Origin of the sequence: Chitinophaga polysaccharea, assembly GCF_902150045.1 — a bacterium.
Lineage (GTDB): Bacteria > Bacteroidota > Bacteroidia > Chitinophagales > Chitinophagaceae > Chitinophaga > Chitinophaga polysaccharea_A.
This window is the reverse complement of record NZ_CABFVU010000001.1, coordinates 1291858-1309329: the sequence shown is the minus strand read 5'-3', so window position 1 is coordinate 1309329 and position 17472 is coordinate 1291858. Positions and strand designations below refer to the sequence as shown.

Sequence of the window (17472 nt, the reverse complement as noted above, 5' to 3'; positions counted from 1 at the left end):
TTTCTGGTATCCTGAGTGCATGCACTAAGCACATTGAAAGTGCATTATTAGTTCGAGTTGACCACATAATGGGTGTATGAGGAGTATATCCTGAGTGTATGAGGAGTGCTACACATAGACGACTCCTAAGTATCCAACAAGTATCCAAGAAGTATTCGGAAAGTAACTCTATTCCCATTCATGCCTTAACCTGACAATACTGATGATTAAAAATAATTAAGGGAGATATAAGCGTCCGCTTACATCTCCCTTAATTATTACAAAATCCCAAAAGTATAATCAGCGAAATCATCATAATCCTGGAAAAGACAAAATCCGCTACAGGCTGATAATCCGGAACACCGTACGCCTGTTGGCAGCTCTTCCTTCTTCGGTGTCATTGGTAGCAACGGGGTTACTTTCGCCGTAACCCTTTGCAGTAAGCCGGTCTGGCTTAATGCCTTTCTCAGACAGGTAGCTCACAACTGCTTTTGCACGGTTCTGGGAAAGCAATTGATTGTCTTTGTCCGATCCTACATTGTCGGTATATCCTGAAATTTCAATTTTTACAGCCGGGTTATCTTTCAACAGGTTTACCAGTTTGTTGAGCTCTGTTACAGATTCAGGTTTCAGGTTATATTGTTTGCTGTCGAAGAAAATATTATTTAACACGATGCTCGCGTTGGCTGCCAGTGGTTGTAATGGAATATTTTTTTCGTAAGGTACACCCGGGTTATGTTCTTTCAGTGAAAAATTATCGGAGTAAAAAAGATATCCTTTCCTGTTCACGTGCATGGCATAATCTTTTCCTACCGGTAACGGGGCCAGGTAGTCGCCGTTTTCATTGGTGGTAACGGTAGCAATATTGTACCCACCCTGCAGATCGGTGATATCGATATTGGCGGTGAGGCGTTTATGCGTGAGCGTGTCGTACACATACCCTTTAACATACAGTGTTTGCAGGGGGCGTGCTTCGGGATAAAGTTCAAAGCTGTAAATATCCAGTGCGCCGCGGGTATCGGAGCGATCAGAGGCCAGGTAGGCGGTTTTCCCGTTTGCTTCCACTACCAGCGATGCGTCTTCATCAATGGTATTGATAGGATAGCCAAGGTTGGTGGCGGGCCCCCAGCTGCCATCCGGTTGGCGCCGCGAATAAAAGATATCCAGTCCGCCATACCCGGGATGCCCGTCGGAAGCGAAGTACAGTGTTTGCCCGTCGGCATGGATGAAAGGAGTTGTTTCCCTGCCGTTGGTATTGATATTGGGCCCCATCCTTTCCGGAACGCTCCACTGCCCGTTGGGTTGCCGCCTGGTTACAAATATATCTGCACCGTGATCTGGTGTTTCACGTGCAAAATAAAGTGTTTGTTTGTCGGCGCTGAGGCAGGGTTGTGATTCCCAGTCGCGTGTATTAATGGGCGCTCCCATATTCTTTGGTGTGGTCCAGCCTGAAGCCGTTTTTTCTGAGTAGTAGAGATCGCAGCTGCCTTTGCCTTCCGGAAATTCGCAGCCTGTGAATACCAGCATGGTACCATCTTGTGAAATGTTTTGTGCGCCTTCATTGAAAGAGGAATTTACAGGTTCACCCATGTTTTGTGCAGCAGACCAGTGATCGTTATCCCGGTTTGTAATATAGAAATCTTCGTTGCGGCCATTTACACGCCTGGTGAAGATCAATGTTTTACTGTCAATGGTTAATGAGGGGAAGTATTCCGGGTCTTTACTGTTTACCGGATCTCCGAGGTTTTCGGGGTGGAATGGTACTGCCTGCCTGCCATTGTTTACGGCGAATTCATAATTCACTTTCAGTTTTTCCGCATTGGCGCTTTTCGACTTTACAGTTGCAATGTATTGATTGATTAACTGTAACGCACCTACGAAATTACCTGTTCCCGCCATGGCTTTTGAATAGGGTACCATTACCGGGCGCAATCCGCTGCTGTCCAGCTGTTTTAATTTTTCAAAAGCAGCTGTGGCGGCAGCATAGTCTTTCAGTTCCACATAGCATAAACCCATTTGCCCGTAGGCATCCGTGAAATTGGGCGCTGCTTTAATAGCTTCCTGTAGCAGCCCGATAGCGGCTTTGGTCTGGTAAGTTCTTACGGCATCAATAGCGCGGTCAAAACTGGCTTTGGCCTTTTTAGGAGCGTTCTCATAGGTAACGGTCTGGGCTTGCAACAGCAGCCCGGAACCCAACAGGCAACTTAGTATTAACAGGGAGGTTTTCTTCATAGTATGTATTCGCAATGTAATTAACGAAATTACCGGGAAAAATAGTGTAAGCGAATTTTGTCTTGGAACACTGATTAGGCTGATTATAATGATTTGTTTGATTTTATTTAATAATAAGGGAGATAAAAGCGGATATACACCTTTTTATCTCCCTTATTAATATTTATTGCTTAAAAAAATAAAAGTAAAAATCAAACAAATCATTATAATCAGCCTAATCAGTGTTCCAAGGCAAAATTCGCATCGCCGAAGGCGATTAAGGAACGTTGATATACTTGTGGATCTGTAACGACATGGTCCATTCGGGATGATCCTTGATATACTCCGTGATCAGCGGCGTCATTTCGGCGCTGCGTTCCCACTCCGGCTGCAGGTACAGCTTACAATGTTTGCCCGCTAAGGCGGCATATTTTTCGGCCCAGGCGAAATCTGTTTTATTAAAGATCACCACTTTCAGCTCATGTGCTGCCTTGCAGATCTCCGGCAATGGCGCCTTGAATTTTTTGGGCGATAAAGTAATCCAGTCCCACTTACCACTGAGCGGGGAAGATCCGGATGTTTCAATATGCGTATGAAATCCCTGTTTATGCAGGGAGCGGGTAAGTGCATCGAGGTTATGAAGCAGCGGTTCTCCGCCGGTAATCACCGCAATGCGGCCCGGGTAAGCGGCTGCTTCCGTTACAATTTCAGAAACGGCTACCTGCGGATGTTTGTCTGCATCCCAGCTGTCTTTTACATCGCACCACACACAACCTACGTCACAGCCACCCAGCCTGACAAAATAGGCTGCCCTTCCCTGGTGGTAGCCTTCTCCCTGGATGGTGTAAAAGCGCTCCATCACAGGGAGAGTATCGGTATTAATATTTATTGTTGTTACAGACATGTCTTACTTCACAAAGGTCCGGTTTTTTTAGCGTCCGGCTGCATTTAATGCTAAATCAGTTTTCCGGTCTGCCGGTTAGTTCATACTTCCTCTCAAACCAATAGCGGAATGATAGGTGTTTTTAAGTAATGCAGCGATGGTCATGGGACCTACACCTCCCGGTACCGGGCTGATATAGCTGCATTTGGGCGCTACTTCATCAAACTTCACATCACCCTTCAGGCGGAAACCGCTTTTCTTACTGGCATCTTCCACACGGTTAATACCTACGTCCACAATTACAGCGCCTTCTTTCACCATATCCGCAGTTACAAAATCCGGCCGGCCTATAGCAGCAATGATAATATCTGCCTGACGGCAAATTTCAGCCAGGTTATGTGTCTGGGAATGCGTAAGGGTAACAGTGCAGTTACCAGGGTTGGTATTGCGGCTCAGCAAAATGCTCATAGGCGTACCTACAATATGGCTGCGGCCTATTACCACGGCATGCTTTCCTTTGGTGGGAATGTTGTAGTGCTCCAGCATCAGCATAATACCGTATGGAGTAGCCGGAATAAATGCAGGTAATCCGCTTACCATTTTACCTACGTTCATGGGATGAAAACCATCCACATCCTTGCTTGGATCAATGGTATTGATCACCAGCTCTTCGTTGATATGTTTGGGTAATGGCAATTGTACAAGGATACCATCCACATCCGGGTTCTCATTCAGCAGAATGATCTGGTCCAGCAGATGCTTTTCAGAGATCTGTGCATCAAAACGCAGAAGAGTGGAATTGTAACCGCATTCTGCACATGATTTTACTTTGGATGCTACGTAGGTTTCACTTGCCGGATTATTACCTACCAATATGGCAGCCAGGTGAGGGACCTTTTTCCCAGCGGCCTTCAATTCGGCCACCTGGGCGGCTAATTGGGCTTTTATAGCCTCAGAAACGAGTTTACCGTCTAAAATTTGCATGTGCAAAGGTAAGAAAAAGCTGTATGTAATCAGCTATGAAATCCGCTTTTTGGGAAGTGCCTGCTGCAGTAAGTAGGGGGAGGGGAAGAAAATATTTCCTAAGATCCGGCAAAACAAGCCCCTGTAAAGGAACTTGTTTTGCCCGGGCATTGCGCCCGTCAGGAACTTACGATTGGTTCAGTGGAAATTATAAGGCAAAACTTGAATATAATTCTTCCTGCTGATATACGCAACGGAAGAGCCAGATCACAGGTGTTATTAAATTTTTGGCGCCGCATCCAGGATCTCCGGTGCAGATGCGCCTGCATATTTTTCAAAATTACGGATGAACTGACCGGCCAGATCCTTTACCTGCCTGTCGTATGCAGCCTTGTCTTCCCAGGTATTGCGCGGATCCAGTATATCGGATGGAACGCCGTCGCAGTGATCCGGGATGGCGAAACCGAATACAGGATGCGGATGGAAGGTTGCCTTATCGAGACTACCGTTCAGTGCAGCAGTGATCATGGCACGGGTATACGACAACTTCATCCGGCTGCCGGTACCATAGGCCCCACCGGTCCAGCCAGTGTTGATCAGCCACACATTAACATCGTATTTGCGCATTCTTTCACCCAGCATCTGCGCATACTGTGCAGGATGCAAAGGCATGAAAGGCGCGCCGAAACAGGCACTGAAAGTGGATTTTGGCTCGGTGATACCAGCTTCGGTACCGGCTACTTTCGCGGTATAACCGGAAATGAACTGGTACATAGCCTGTCCGGGCGACAGCCTGGATACCGGTGGCAATACACCATAGGCATCGCAGGTAAGGAAGAATATGTTTTTGGGAATGCCGCCTATGGCAGGCTCCATCGCATTTTCAATATAAGGCAACGGGTAAGATACACGAGTGTTTTCCGTGATGGAACAATCTGTATAATTTACCGTATGGGTACCCGGAAAAAATTTGATGTTCTCCAATAACGCACCTTCACGTACGGCATGAAATATCTGCGGCTCTTTTTCTTCGGAAAGATCAATACATTTTGCATAACACCCTCCTTCAAAATTGAATACGCCGGTAGCGGTCCATCCGTGTTCGTCGTCGCCTATCAGCTTACGTGCAGGATCTGCGCTCAGCGTGGTTTTTCCGGTGCCGCTCAGACCAAAGAAAATAGCGGTATCACCGTCGTCGCCCATGTTGGCGGAGCAATGCATGCTCAGTACATTTTTGTTCTGCGGCAGTTCATAATTCAGGATGGTGAAAATACCTTTCTTGATTTCCCCCGTATAGGCGCTGCCGCCTATAAGAATGATCTTCCTGGTAAAGTTCACTACAGAGAAATTCTGTTGGCGGGTGCCGTCGGTAGCAGGATCCGCCAGGCAGCCGGGGGCCTGGATCACGGTCCAGTCGGTGTGCATTTCATCCAGCTCATCTTCCGAAGGGCGTAAAAACATGTTGTAGGCGAACAGGCTTGACCACGGCAATTCTGTGATCACTTTGATGTTGACCCGGTAATCCTGGTCGGCGCATGCATAGCAATCACGCACCCATACATCTTTGCCGCTGAAATAACGGGTGATCCTGCTGTATAAACGATCAAAATTTTCTTCAGAGATAGGGAGGTTAAAATCGTTCCAGTTAACAGTGCCCGTTGTGATGTTGTCTTTTACAATGAATTTGTCTTTGGGTGAGCGGCCGGTATACACCCCGGTGTTTACGGCCAATGCGCCTGTATCGGCATATACTCCTTGTTTACGGGCCACCGTTTGCTCCGCTAGTTGTTCGGGTGACAGTTGGTAATAGACGTTCGTTACGTTCTCTATGCCAAGTCCCCGTAAGTCAGCAACAGGATTCCTTACGCTACTTATTTGCATAAAAGCAAGATTGTTTTGGTGTATAAGCAAAACTAGCGATTTTTTGATATTATCGAATTCTATAGGTGTTATACCATTGAAATTTAGAAATTAGTTACCGCTTTATGGGTGATCGTTGCAATATCTTCAAAATGTGTGTGGTTCATTGCTAGATTGTCTAACCAAAAAAGAGAGAATATACTATTAATTAGTTGTAAGGAAATATTAGTACGATTTTGTCATTTAATGTTGCAGATATTGACCGATTTGCTAATTCAAGCCCTTTTCACATTTCTACCTCCCGAATTTTACATAGGTTTGAGCCCTCATTTGAAATTAAGCGACATGAAGAATCTGCCTTTGGATCCGCAGCTGTTTGTAAAGAACCGCCAGCGCTTTGTGGCTAAAATGCAGCCGCAGTCTATAGCTATTATCAACTCCAACGACGAACTGCCCACCAATGGCGACGCCTTGTACAAGTTCAAACAGAACTCAGATCTGTATTGGCTTACAGGTATTGAGCAGGAAGATACCATGGTGGTATTGTTTCCCGATAACCCGGATCCTAAGTACCGCGAAGTACTGGTATTGGTACGCCCGAACGAATTAAAGGAAAAGTGGGACGGGCACCGGTTACGCAAAGATGAAGCCTACGCTGTATCCGGTATGTCTACCGTAATATGGCTCGATAGCCTGGATGCACTTTTACAACAGTGGATCAACGATGCGGCCAACATCTATCTGAATTCCAATGAAAATAATCGCAAGGCAAACCTGGTACCGGTAAGGGATTACCGCTATGCACAGGAAATGAAAGAACGCTACCCGCTGCATAATTACCTGCGCGCAGCCGTTATCTTCAAAGAATTGCGTGCGGTAAAAACACCGGAAGAAATTAAAGTGATGCAGGAAGCAATGGATATCACGGAAAAAACTTTCCGCCGCCTGCTGAAATTTATCAAACCAGGTGTGTGGGAACATGAGATCCACGCGGAAATTTTGCACGAGTTCCTGCGCAACCGCTCCGGCGGCGAGGCTTACGGCTCTATCATCGCTTCCGGCGACCGTGCGCGCACCCTCCACTACGTTTCCAATAACCAGGAGTGTAAAGACGGGGAAGTGGTCCTGATGGATTTTGGTGCGGAATACGGCGGATACAATGCCGATCTTACCCGCTCAGTACCGGTAAACGGAAAATTTTCACCACGCCAGCGCCAGGTATATGATGCCTGCCTGCACCTGCATAACTACGCGAAATCCATTCTCCGCCCCGGTATTACCATCGCTAAATACCACGAAATGGTAGGAGAGGAAGCCACCAAACAATTTATAAAGATCGGGTTGCTTACAGAAGAACAGGTAAAAAACCAGGACCCGGAAACACCGGCCTACCGCAAATACCTGTACCATGGCATTTCCCATCATCTCGGCGTGGATGTGCACGACCTCGGTCCTTCTTTCCATCAGCCAATCCCGGTAGGTGCTGTAATGACCATCGAACCAGGGATTTATATTGAAGAAGAACAACTGGGTATCCGCATCGAAAACAATATCTGGCTCACGGCCGAAGGTAATGTGGACCTGATGAAGAATATTCCCATCACTGCCGATGAAATTGAAGCGCTGATGGCAAAATAACGATGGTGATTTTTATGATTATCCTGGTAAGCAAAGATTAAAAGACAATATTCTATCTTCGCTCACCAGGATAATCACAAATCATCATAATCATAGTTAATGAAACAATTACCGAATATTCTTACCCTATGTAACCTCTTTTGCGGTGCGCTGGCCATTATCTGTATATTGCACGCTCCTGAATACCGCGCAGAGATTAACGGTGCCGACTATACGATTATCAGCCCTGAACCGGTATACTGGGCTTCCGCCCTGGTAGTGATTGCAGGGATCTTTGATTTTTTTGATGGCATGATAGCCCGTCTTCTCAAAGTATCTGGTCCTATGGGAAAAGAACTGGATTCACTGGCGGATGTAGTTACTTTTGGCGTGGTACCTGGTATGATGCTGTACCGCCTCCTGCGCAGCGCGTATTTCCAGCAACCGGATGTTTTTGATGTGTCTGTCATCAACCTGGCGCCGGCCTTACTGGTGCCCTGCTTCGCCGCCTATCGCCTGGCTAAGTTCAATATTGATACCCGTCAGTCGGAAAATTTCATCGGGGTGCCAACTCCCGCAGTAGCCGTGCTGGTGGCCTCTTTCCCTTTGATCGTTTTATTTAACCCGTTCAACCTGGCCCACTGGTTCCAGAATATATGGGTGCTCTATATCATCATTGCCCTGCTATGTTACCTGATGGTGGCCGAAATCCCCATGATCAGCCTGAAATTTAAAAGTAAAAGCCTAGCGGCCAACTGGCCCCGTTTCCTGCTGATCCTTCTTACCATTATAAGCATACCGCTCCTGCAATTCGCTGCCGTTCCCTTTATATTTATTTGTTACGTAATATTATCGGTAGCAGTACCGCCGAAAATAGAAGCGGTTTAACATTCTGGATTTTTTGATGTAGGTTTGCGGCAAAATTTCTAGCACAATGACTTTTACTGCACATATCAATGTGATGCCACTGAAAGAATTATTAGATCCGCAGGGAAAAGCGGTAATGAGTGGTCTCAAGAACCTCGGCCTGGGCCAGGTACAAGATGTACGTATTGGTAAACACATTACTCTGCAAATTGAAGCCGCCAGCCAGGAAGAAGCAAGGCAGATCGCTGAAAATGCCTGCCAGAAGCTGCTGGCAAACCAGGTAATGGAATCTTTTGAAGTACAAATACAATAATTAATTGCGGATTACGGATTACGGAGCTGTGGGGAGATAACTGGAATTGTCTCCGGGCTGCATCTCCCCACACATTCGTAATTCGTAATTCGTAATTAAATTATGAAATTATATCTAGTTCCATCTCCCATCGGTAACCTCGCCGATATTACCTACCGGGCCGTAAAAGTGCTGGAAGAAGCAGACCTGATCCTCGCGGAAGATACCCGCACGTCCGGCGTACTGCTGCGGCATTACCAGATCAACAAACCCGTTACACCCTACCATCAGCATAATGAGCATAAAATAGTACAGCATCTCCTGCAACAGCTGCAGGATGGTAAAACAATGGCTATGCTCACAGACGCCGGTACACCGGGCGTATCTGATCCCGGCTTCCTGCTGGTAAGGGAATGTGCCCGTGCAGGCGTACCCGTGGAATGCCTCCCCGGCGCCACGGCCTTTGTGCCCGCCCTGGTGAACAGCGGCATCCCCATGACCCGATTTGCCTTTGAAGGCTTCTTCCCCCTCAAGAAAGGCCGCCATACCCTCTTTACAAAACTCGCCACGGAAGAACGCACCATCGTTTTCTACGAGTCGCCCATGAGATTGCTCAGAACCCTGGCCGACCTGATCCAGTACTTCGGACCAGACCGCCAATGCTGCGTTTGCCGGGAACTCACCAAAATGTTCGAGGAAAATAAACGGGGCACACTACAGGAAGTACACGATTATTTCAGCGAAAAAGGGGTAAAAGGAGAAATTGTGGTAGTAGTGCAGGGCGTTGAATAATTATTTTTAACTTCCCGTTGATTGCCGGCATACCCTTGCCGCACCCGTGCTGTTGTTTTGTATAACAAATCATTTAGCCATGCCCGTTACTGATATTGCCGCATTACGACTGCAACACCAGCAGTTGATCAAAACTGCGTTTAAAAAACCACAGGACCTTGTTGCCTACTTCGGCGCCATGCAGGCCCAGGAGCATGCCAACAGCAAATGGGGCGTTGGCGTCAGGCTTCCCGGCAGCACCGATGCAGATATAGAAAAAGCCCTTCTCAACAAAACCATTATCCGCACCACCGTATTCCGCGGCACCCTGCACCTGGTAGCCGCCGCCGATGTGCGCTGGATGTTGCAGCTCATCGCTCCTTCTATAAAAACCCGCATGGGCAGTATGATGCGTAAACTGGAAATGGATGAAGCCCTCCTGAAGAAAACCGGCCAGCACATCGCTAAAGCATTACAGGGAGGGAATCACCTTACCCGCAAAGAGCTGGTTACCCTGCTACAGGAAAAAGGCATCAATACAGACGATCATCGCATGAACCATATCATTTACCACGCCGCTATAAACGGTATCATCTGTAACGGCCCCCTGAGTGGTAAACAATTCACCTATACATTGCTCGATGAATGGCTTCCAGGTACCACCGCATACAATAAACAGGAATCGCTGGCAACGCTGGCAACGCGCTACTTTACCAGCCATGGCCCTGCTACTGTAGCCGATTTCTCCCAGTGGGCAGGCCTGCCCGTTACAGACGCCAAAGCCGGACTGGAAGGCGCACAATCCGCCTTAAAATCACTGGAAGTGAATGACACCACTTACTGGATGGCCCCGGGAAAGAAACAAACACCACAGGATACCGCATTGCTGCTGCCGGCCTTCGATGAATATTTCATTGGCTATAAAGACCGCAGTACGCTGATAGACATGCAGTTTGCCAAAAAAGTAATGACCATCAACGGCATTTTTAATCCTGTTATGGTGAGCAATGGCCAGGTCACCGGCACCTGGAAACGCACGTTTAAAAAAGACAGTGTAGCCATTGTTACCGACCCGTTTAAACCACTCAAAAAGGCTGCCCTTAAAGCATTTGAGCCTGCTGCACAACGGTATGCGGATTTTCTCGGGCTTACCCTCAGCAGTTTCTCCTGATTTATATCCCGGCCCTCCCGCATTCATCAAATATCAATGGCGAAATCGCTAAATGATCCTTATTTTAGCTGCTTAAACCAAATGAAACGGAATGAAGTACCCGGTTACAACAGGCAGCTGTATGGCCATCGCTTTGCTGGCAGGCAGCTGGTTAAAGCTAAGCGCGCAGTCGGACCGCTGGCAGCAGAGAGTAAAGTATACAATGGACGTGAAGGTGGATGCGCCGGCCAACCAGTTCAAGGGGCAACAACACCTTGAATATTACAACAACTCCCCCGATACATTAAAGAAGGTCTTTTATCACCTGTATTGGAACGCTTTTCAGCCGGGAAGTATGATGGATGTGCGCAGCCGTGAACTGGGTAAAATTGTGCTGGGAAAAGGTAAGAACGGCAACGAGCTCCGCGACTGGGACAACCGGGTACGCGACCGTATCTCCAAACTTAAGCCCGACGAAATAGGCTACCAGAAGATCATCTCCCTTAAACGCGATGGAAAACCACAGGATTTTAAAGTAGTGGAAACCATCCTGGAAGTGCCGCTGGATAAGCCGATCCTGCCGCACTCCAAAGCAGTGTTTGATATGGAGTTTGCCTCACAGGTGCCGGTACAGATCCGTCGCAGCGGCCGCAATAACTCGGAAGGCGTTGACTTTTCCATGGCGCAGTGGTATCCTAAAATGTGTGAATACGATTATGAAGGATGGCATGCCACTCCTTATATTGCCCGTGAATTTTATGGCGTGTGGGGCGACTATGACGTTAAGATCACCATCGATAAAAAATATGTAATAGGCGGTACCGGTTACCTGCAAAACCCTGATCAGATCGGGCATGGGTATGAAAAACCTGGCGCAAAAGTAACGCCGCCCTCCGGTAACACGCTCACCTGGCATTTCATTGCACCTAATGTGCATGATTTCATGTGGGCTGCCGATCCGGACTACAAGCATATCACGCAGAAAGTAGATGGCTTTACCGCCCACTTTTTTTACATCGACAATGAATTTACCCACAATACCTGGCCGCAGCTGGCAAAAATGGTTCCTGCTGCCTATGCCTATATCAAAGCACACTACGGCGCCTATCCTTACGAACAATATTCCTTTATACAAGGAGGCGATGGTGGCATGGAATACCCCATGGGTACCCTTATTATGGGCAACGGTAAAATGGGTGGCCTGTATGGGGTAGCCATGCATGAATGGATGCACAGCTGGTACCAGGGAATGCTGGCCACCAACGAAAACCTGTATCCATGGATGGACGAAGGCTTTACCACCTTTGCGGAAAACAACGTGATCTATAACACCATCGATTCACTGAAAGGACGTAATGCAATGGAAGGCTCTTACGCCGGTTATTTTGCGCTGGCAGGAAGCCCGTATGAAGAGCCGGCCAGTACACATGCCGATCACTTTAATACCAACTATGGCTACAGTCTTACCGCTTACTCCAAAGGCGCTGTGTTCCTGGAACAGCTGGGTTATGTAATTGGCGCTCAAAACCGCGACAATGGCCTGCTGCGCTACTATAACGAATGGCGTTTCAAACATCCTAACGTAAATGATTTTGTGCGGGTAATGGAAAAGGAAAGTGGTATTGAGCTGGATTGGTACAAGCAGTATTTTATCAATGCGGTGAAGCATATCGATTATGGTATCGACAGCGTTTTTGCAAAAGGCAATAAAACAGTGGTGCGTTTACGCAAAATAGGATATATGCCTATGCCCATTGATTTTATGGTAACTGATAAAAGCGGCAACAAAGTGCTGCATTATATTCCATTGTCCATCATGTACGGTGAAAAACCTAATGAGTACCCGGATGTAAAACGTATAGTCGATCCCGTTTGGTACTGGACAAACCCTGTTTATGAAGTGGAACTGGATACCCCGCTTTCAGATATCAGGGAGCTGGAAATAGATCCCAGCCAGCGTATGGCGGATGTGGACAGAAGTAATAATAAAGCCGTGTTTTAAAAAGATACGTTGTTAATAAATGAGTACCGGGATGTTGTTTATAAAAACAAAGTCCCGGTACTCATTTATGTCTATGTCAATAAAGCTGCAGCCCTGCGTTCTCCTTCTTCCATCATTTCTTTCATTACCTGCGGTATAAATTCCAGTCCTCCCATATGTACATCCAGCGCTTTTTCCGGGCGGATGACATGTAGCTTAATCTTTCGTTTTCCCCTGAAGGGATTGGCGGCAGGTGCATCAAAGTACCGTGCTATATCTGCGGCGCTGATGCCTGCTTTTTTCAGATTTTTTTTTACTGCATCAAGGTAGGTAAGTGCATTGTTGATGAGCTGTGTTACCAGGATATCTGTGGCAGCTATTTCATTGGTGTTGTTATCCACATGCTGTTCCAGGATATCGAGCAGGTTTTTAAATAAGATATCATTTTCGCCTGGTATTTCCGGGGTGAGAAGGATCACATAGATCTCCGTGGCGCCTTTTTCTATAGCCAGTTTCACAGGATGATAGTGGGCGCCTCCGGCGTTGGTGAACTGCTGTACATGGTCGGGGAGAGAGGCCACTTCCACTGGCGGCATAAATACAGGCATACTGCAGGATGCCTGCATAGCTTCACGGAAAGTGTAATTATCGTGAAGGGATATTACATCATAATCTTTCGTCACTATATCCGTACCTGACGGGGAAAAGTAAGTGATGCGGTTGGTTTGAAGACAACGGGCGCTCACGAATATTTCCTTGTTCAGTTGCTGCAAGGCACGGAAACGGGTATCCGTAAAAATATTGGTGATCTTATGCGTAAGGGCGGTGGCGTTGTAAAGGGAGTTGTTTTGGGGAAAGCGTTGTAGCATGGAGCTGGTGCTTACCAGGTCGGCGGTGGTGTTGCTGGTGAATAGTTTTTCCAGCAATGTTATTTCGCCCAAAGCCGCCAGGGGGGCAATTAAAGAGCTGATGCCGGTGCCGCAGAGAAAGTCGAAATCAATGGCTGGTTGTTGTGAATATAAGTGCTTCAGAGCGCCAACAGCAAATGCTGCCCTGGAGCCGCCGCCACTGATGACTAACGCAGTTGTAGCCATGAGGATTTTTTAGGTAGCGACAATTTAACTAAAAAATCAAAATATCAGCTGCTGTAATTGGTTTTCCCAGGTATGTCCCTGTAGTTCCTGGTCCTTTAATTTTCCTAGGTGATGGTCATTGTGATGCGCAATAAAATACAGCATCTCACGGATAGTAAGCTTGCCAAGCAGGGGATGGGGAAGGCGGTACTTGTCCAGGTCACTTTCCGGCCAGCCGGCCAGTTTGCTGATTAATTTATCTTTCTGAAGAAGAAAACCCTGTATCAATGCAGTTCGCTGCGCCGGGTAGATCACCCCTGGCTGGTAAGCCCTGGTCGACTTTGCACCGGCATTCAGTACCCGCTGGTAGTCTGCTACCAGTTGGTCATATGATCTTGACGGGATGGCGCTGGTGCCGAAATAAAGCAACGTCACTTTGGGAAATCCCAGGGCGCTGCTTACGGGCCTGATGGATTTTATGAGATGATCGAGCTGCTGGCCGGCAGACCATTTACCGTAAGGAGATGCGGTAAATCGTATATCCGGCAACGTATTCACAAAATCCACGAAGTTGTCGAAACTGGTATTTAATAGAGATTTGATCTCGTGCTGGTTCAGGTACATAGGAAACAAAATTTAGAGGATTTCAAATACACAATACCTGGCTTTGTAAACAATATACCCGGGGCACTGCATTCTCCTTTGAAGTTACGTCAGATTTGCGAGCCGGCCAATAGCAAGTTATATATAAAATGGATTTATGTATAATAAAACCGCCATGTAGCCCGGGAATATTGATCAGCTATGAAGAAAAACTTAAATTATTCCAGCACAGCGCATTCAAAGCCTTGTTTTTGAACGAATTCTATAATAATATTCTCTTCCACCTGGAGATCGGCAATGCGTAATACTTTATCGCAATCGTCCAGGTCCACATGGCAGGCGCCTACCGGAAAACTGGAAGCAATGGCCCGGATCATCTGCTGGCGTTCTTCCGGGCTGCCTATATTGGTTTTGAATATTCCTATCATCGCACAATGTTTTTAGTGTGATTCTTTTTCGTCGTTTTGAGGGGCTTCAGGATCGCGGTAAGGGCCACGGCCACGTTCCCGGTCGCGGTCATCACGTTCGCGTTCCCGGTCATCACGTTCGCGGTCACGGCCGCGGTACCAGTCGTCGCGTCTCCAGCCTTCAAAGCCGGTTCTGCAGCGGTTGCGCAGTTGTTCCCGCATTTTCTCCTGTTCTTCCGGCGTCATGGTGGCCATGCGTTCTTTCAGGCGGGCCTTCCATTCCCTGCCCCGGTTGAATTTATCGTGATGGTTGTGATGCCATCCGAAAAGCAGTTTGCCCAGTAACAACAGTCCCAGTGCCTGCCAGAAAGTGATTACCGGCCCATGGAACAGTTCAGGGATCAGGCAGTTCCATAACAACATGGTAGCAAATCCTACCGCCGTAATGAAAAGTGCGCCGAGTACTACAAATTTTAGTACCTGCAGACCACCTCTTCTTCTGCCAAAATTGTTTCTCATATCTTAATAATTAAATCAGTCGTTAAGTAATTCGTTATACAGCTCCGCCAGTCGCTCCCGGAGGAACAGTACTGCATAACGTTTGCGTGACAGGAGGGTATTAACCCCGATGCCGGTTTCTTCACTCATTTCCTTAAAGGATTTTCCCTCCAGTTCGTGTTGCAGGAATACCTGCCGCTGATCGGCCGGTAGCTCGTCGATGGCTTCCATAATGGCTTCCGACATAATTTTTTTCGTCATGGGGGTGTCTGCCTCCATATTCCTGTCGGAAAGCAGTTCGGGGAGAAATAGCACTTCTTCGCCTTCTATCTCGCGCGTGAAATCAGAAAAAGGAGTTTCTTTCTTCTTACGGAACCAATCGGTGATCTTGTTCCGGGTAACGGCAAACAGCCACCCGGTAATTGAATCCACCTGGCTGCCAAGGCGCAGGTATTCGGTAAACTGGTAGAAAACATCCTGTAAAATATCCTCAGCATCCGACGCATTACTTACCCGCTGCCGGATAAAGTGCAGCAATCGCTTACGCTCCTGCTTCACGGTTGCCTGTATGCGTTCGTTTTGCTCTATGGCCATAATGCTATTTGTAAGGACCAGTTGTTTCATCTTAATAAGGATGACGAAACAACAGAATGGATATTTTATAAGGACAAAAAAAATCTTCTTAAATTACGTACAAGGAAATCTGTTGTTTATGCATGATCATGCCCACGCTCATACCCCTCCTTTAAATAATGCCCAGGTTAACAGGGCTTTTATATGGGGAATTTCCCTTAACCTGGCTTTCGTAGCAACGGAGTTTATTGCCGGTTTTCTTACCCATTCCCTGGCCCTCATGGCCGATGCAGGGCATAATCTCAGTGATGTGGCCAGCCTGGCCCTGTCGCTGCTCGGTTTCCGCCTGGTCAAAATAACCTCCAACCCCGGCTATACTTACGGCTACCGCAAAAGTACAATTCTTATTTCCCTGTTTAACGCCATGCTGCTGCTTATTGTGGTAGGAGTGATCGGGTACGAGGCTATCCGCCGTTTCAGCCAGCCCTATGAAGTGCCCGGAACGCCAATTGCCATAGTAGCGGGCATCGGTATCCTCATCAACGCATTTACCGCCTGGCTGTTCTTTAAAGACAAAGAAAAAGACCTGAATATTAAAGGAGCCTATCTCCACCTGGCCGCTGATGCCCTGGTATCGCTTGGAACGGTGCTGGCCGGCATTATGATCATCTACACAAAATGGTACTGGCTGGATCCTTTACTGAGTATTATTGTAATGATAGTTATTGTATTTGGTACCTGGGGCCTGCTGCGCGACAGCCTGCGCCTGTCGATGGATGGAGTGCCAAAGGATATCGACCTGCAGGAGATCCGGAAAAAGGCCCTGGCCCTGGATGGGGTAAAGGATATTTATCATATCCATGTGTGGGCGCTCAGTACCACAGAAAACGCCTTAACGGCCCAGGTAACCATAGATCCCCGGCTGGACGCGGCCGGCATCGAAGCCCTGAAAAAAGCGCTGCGCCATGAACTGGAGCACCTGGGCATCCGCCACTCCACACTGGAAACAGGATTTGGATCTTAGCCAATACACCGGCGGAAACGTTGGGCATCCGCCATCCTGCACTGCAGACCGGGGTTTTAGCTCTTAGCCAATACCACGAACTTCTCCTTAAAACTTTCCTCCGGGAAAATATCATACACCTTTACCAGGCGCGGTTTTAAACCGCTATCTGAGATTTCCTGGGCCAGGTCACCGCCTTTGAGGCATATAAGCCCCTTTTCAAATTGCTTACCCGGCACAGTGGGTTTCTTTATTAAATGTTTGCTCCAGCGCCACAGGTCTCCAAGGGGAGCCACCGCACGCGATACCACAATATCGAATTTCCGGTTTTTGATATCTTCCACCCGGCTATGCGCCGCAGTGACGTTTTTCAGTTGCAACGCTTCCGCTACCCCTTCCACCACCTTGATTTTTTTACCGATGGAATCTACCAGGTGAAACTGTACTTCGGGGAAAAAGATGGCCAGGGGAATGCCGGGAAACCCGCCGCCCGTGCCCAGGTCAAGGATCTGGGTACCGGGCTGGAAATCTGCGATAGCAGCTATACTGAGAGAGTGTAATACGTGTTTTTCATACAAGGCATCTATATCTTTACGGGATATCACATTGATCTTCTCGTTCCATTCCTGGTATAATCCCTGCAGGGCCTCAAACTGCGACAGCTGTTCCGGTGTAAAGTCGCTGAAATACTTTAAAATAATCTCCATGCGGCAAAAGTAAAGCAAAAGCAAATAAGCAGGA

Annotated in this window: 17 protein-coding genes; 7 read left to right on the top strand and 10 right to left on the bottom strand. The window is 47.6% G+C overall.

The window, feature by feature from the left end; all coding sequences use genetic code 11:
• Positions 1 to 318: 318 nt before the first annotated feature.
• From FN124_RS05245 to pckA, 4 genes are all read right to left on the bottom strand, one after another.
• The gene (locus FN124_RS05245; RefSeq protein WP_142683707.1) at positions 319 to 2211 is read right to left on the bottom strand and encodes an OmpA family protein; all 1893 of its coding nucleotides are present in this window, start codon (positions 2209 to 2211) and stop codon (positions 319 to 321) included.
• 256 nt (positions 2212 to 2467) lie between these two features.
• A complete protein-coding gene (locus tag FN124_RS05240; RefSeq protein ID WP_260607334.1) occupies positions 2468 to 3094 on the bottom strand; it encodes a 7-carboxy-7-deazaguanine synthase QueE in 627 nt (208 codons plus the stop codon).
• Positions 3095 to 3169: 75 nt separating this feature from the next.
• A complete protein-coding gene (gene folD / locus FN124_RS05235; RefSeq protein ID WP_142683706.1) occupies positions 3170 to 4057 on the bottom strand; it encodes a bifunctional methylenetetrahydrofolate dehydrogenase/methenyltetrahydrofolate cyclohydrolase FolD in 888 nt (295 codons plus the stop codon).
• 258 nt (positions 4058 to 4315) lie between these two features.
• Positions 4316 to 5917: a phosphoenolpyruvate carboxykinase (ATP) gene (gene pckA, locus FN124_RS05230; RefSeq protein ID WP_142683705.1), complete on the bottom strand. Its 1602-nt coding sequence runs from the start codon at positions 5915 to 5917 to the stop codon at positions 4316 to 4318.
• Positions 5918 to 6241: 324 nt separating this feature from the next.
• Between pckA and FN124_RS05225 the strand changes: the two genes are divergently transcribed.
• The 6 genes from FN124_RS05225 (at position 6242) to FN124_RS05200 (ending at position 12595) form a co-directional block, all read left to right on the top strand.
• On the top strand, positions 6242 to 7534 hold the full coding sequence (locus tag FN124_RS05225; protein WP_142683704.1) for an aminopeptidase P N-terminal domain-containing protein: 1293 nt from the start codon (positions 6242 to 6244) through the stop codon (positions 7532 to 7534).
• Positions 7535 to 7633: 99 nt separating this feature from the next.
• On the top strand, positions 7634 to 8401 hold the full coding sequence (locus FN124_RS05220) for a CDP-alcohol phosphatidyltransferase family protein (protein ID WP_142683703.1): 768 nt from the start codon (positions 7634 to 7636) through the stop codon (positions 8399 to 8401).
• A gap of 46 nt (positions 8402 to 8447) precedes the next feature.
• Positions 8448 to 8693 (top strand): phosphoribosylformylglycinamidine synthase subunit PurS, encoded by a 246-nt coding sequence (gene purS, locus FN124_RS05215; RefSeq protein ID WP_142683702.1) that lies wholly within the window; start codon positions 8448 to 8450, stop codon positions 8691 to 8693.
• A gap of 102 nt (positions 8694 to 8795) precedes the next feature.
• On the top strand, positions 8796 to 9464 hold the full coding sequence (rsmI, locus tag FN124_RS05210) for a 16S rRNA (cytidine(1402)-2'-O)-methyltransferase (RefSeq protein WP_142683701.1): 669 nt from the start codon (positions 8796 to 8798) through the stop codon (positions 9462 to 9464).
• A 79-nt stretch (positions 9465 to 9543) separates the two neighbouring features.
• Positions 9544 to 10614, top strand: a complete 1071-nt coding sequence (locus FN124_RS05205) for a winged helix DNA-binding domain-containing protein (protein WP_142683700.1) — start codon at positions 9544 to 9546, stop codon at positions 10612 to 10614.
• Between the two features lie 91 nt (positions 10615 to 10705).
• Positions 10706 to 12595 (top strand): M1 family metallopeptidase, encoded by a 1890-nt coding sequence (locus tag FN124_RS05200; RefSeq protein WP_260607333.1) that lies wholly within the window; start codon positions 10706 to 10708, stop codon positions 12593 to 12595.
• 71 nt (positions 12596 to 12666) lie between these two features.
• On the opposite strand, the gene FN124_RS05195 is transcribed toward FN124_RS05200, so the two are convergent.
• The 5 genes from FN124_RS05195 to FN124_RS05175 all read right to left on the bottom strand — a co-directional run bounded on the left by FN124_RS05195 (position 12667) and on the right by FN124_RS05175 (position 15779).
• Complete coding sequence (locus tag FN124_RS05195; RefSeq protein WP_142683699.1) at positions 12667 to 13668, bottom strand: patatin-like phospholipase family protein; 1002 nt, start codon at positions 13666 to 13668, stop codon at positions 12667 to 12669.
• A gap of 36 nt (positions 13669 to 13704) precedes the next feature.
• Complete coding sequence (locus FN124_RS05190; RefSeq protein ID WP_142683698.1) at positions 13705 to 14271, bottom strand: DinB family protein; 567 nt, start codon at positions 14269 to 14271, stop codon at positions 13705 to 13707.
• Between the two features lie 197 nt (positions 14272 to 14468).
• Positions 14469 to 14678 carry a hypothetical protein gene (locus tag FN124_RS05185; protein ID WP_142683697.1) on the bottom strand — a complete coding sequence of 70 codons (210 nt, stop codon included), beginning with the start codon at positions 14676 to 14678 and terminating at the stop codon, positions 14469 to 14471.
• 12 nt (positions 14679 to 14690) lie between these two features.
• On the bottom strand, positions 14691 to 15176 hold the full coding sequence (locus FN124_RS30830) for a PX domain-containing protein (protein WP_185937095.1): 486 nt from the start codon (positions 15174 to 15176) through the stop codon (positions 14691 to 14693).
• Positions 15177 to 15191: 15 nt separating this feature from the next.
• Positions 15192 to 15779, bottom strand: a complete 588-nt coding sequence (locus FN124_RS05175) for an RNA polymerase sigma factor (RefSeq protein WP_260607332.1) — start codon at positions 15777 to 15779, stop codon at positions 15192 to 15194.
• Positions 15780 to 15867: 88 nt separating this feature from the next.
• Between FN124_RS05175 and FN124_RS05170 the strand changes: the two genes are divergently transcribed.
• Positions 15868 to 16752 carry a cation diffusion facilitator family transporter gene (locus FN124_RS05170; RefSeq protein ID WP_142683696.1) on the top strand — a complete coding sequence of 295 codons (885 nt, stop codon included), beginning with the start codon at positions 15868 to 15870 and terminating at the stop codon, positions 16750 to 16752.
• A 56-nt stretch (positions 16753 to 16808) separates the two neighbouring features.
• Here FN124_RS05170 and rsmG read toward each other — a convergent pair whose 3' ends face one another.
• A complete protein-coding gene (gene rsmG, locus FN124_RS05165) occupies positions 16809 to 17438 on the bottom strand; it encodes a 16S rRNA (guanine(527)-N(7))-methyltransferase RsmG (RefSeq protein ID WP_142683695.1) in 630 nt (209 codons plus the stop codon).
• Between the last annotated feature and the right edge of the window lie 34 nt (positions 17439 to 17472).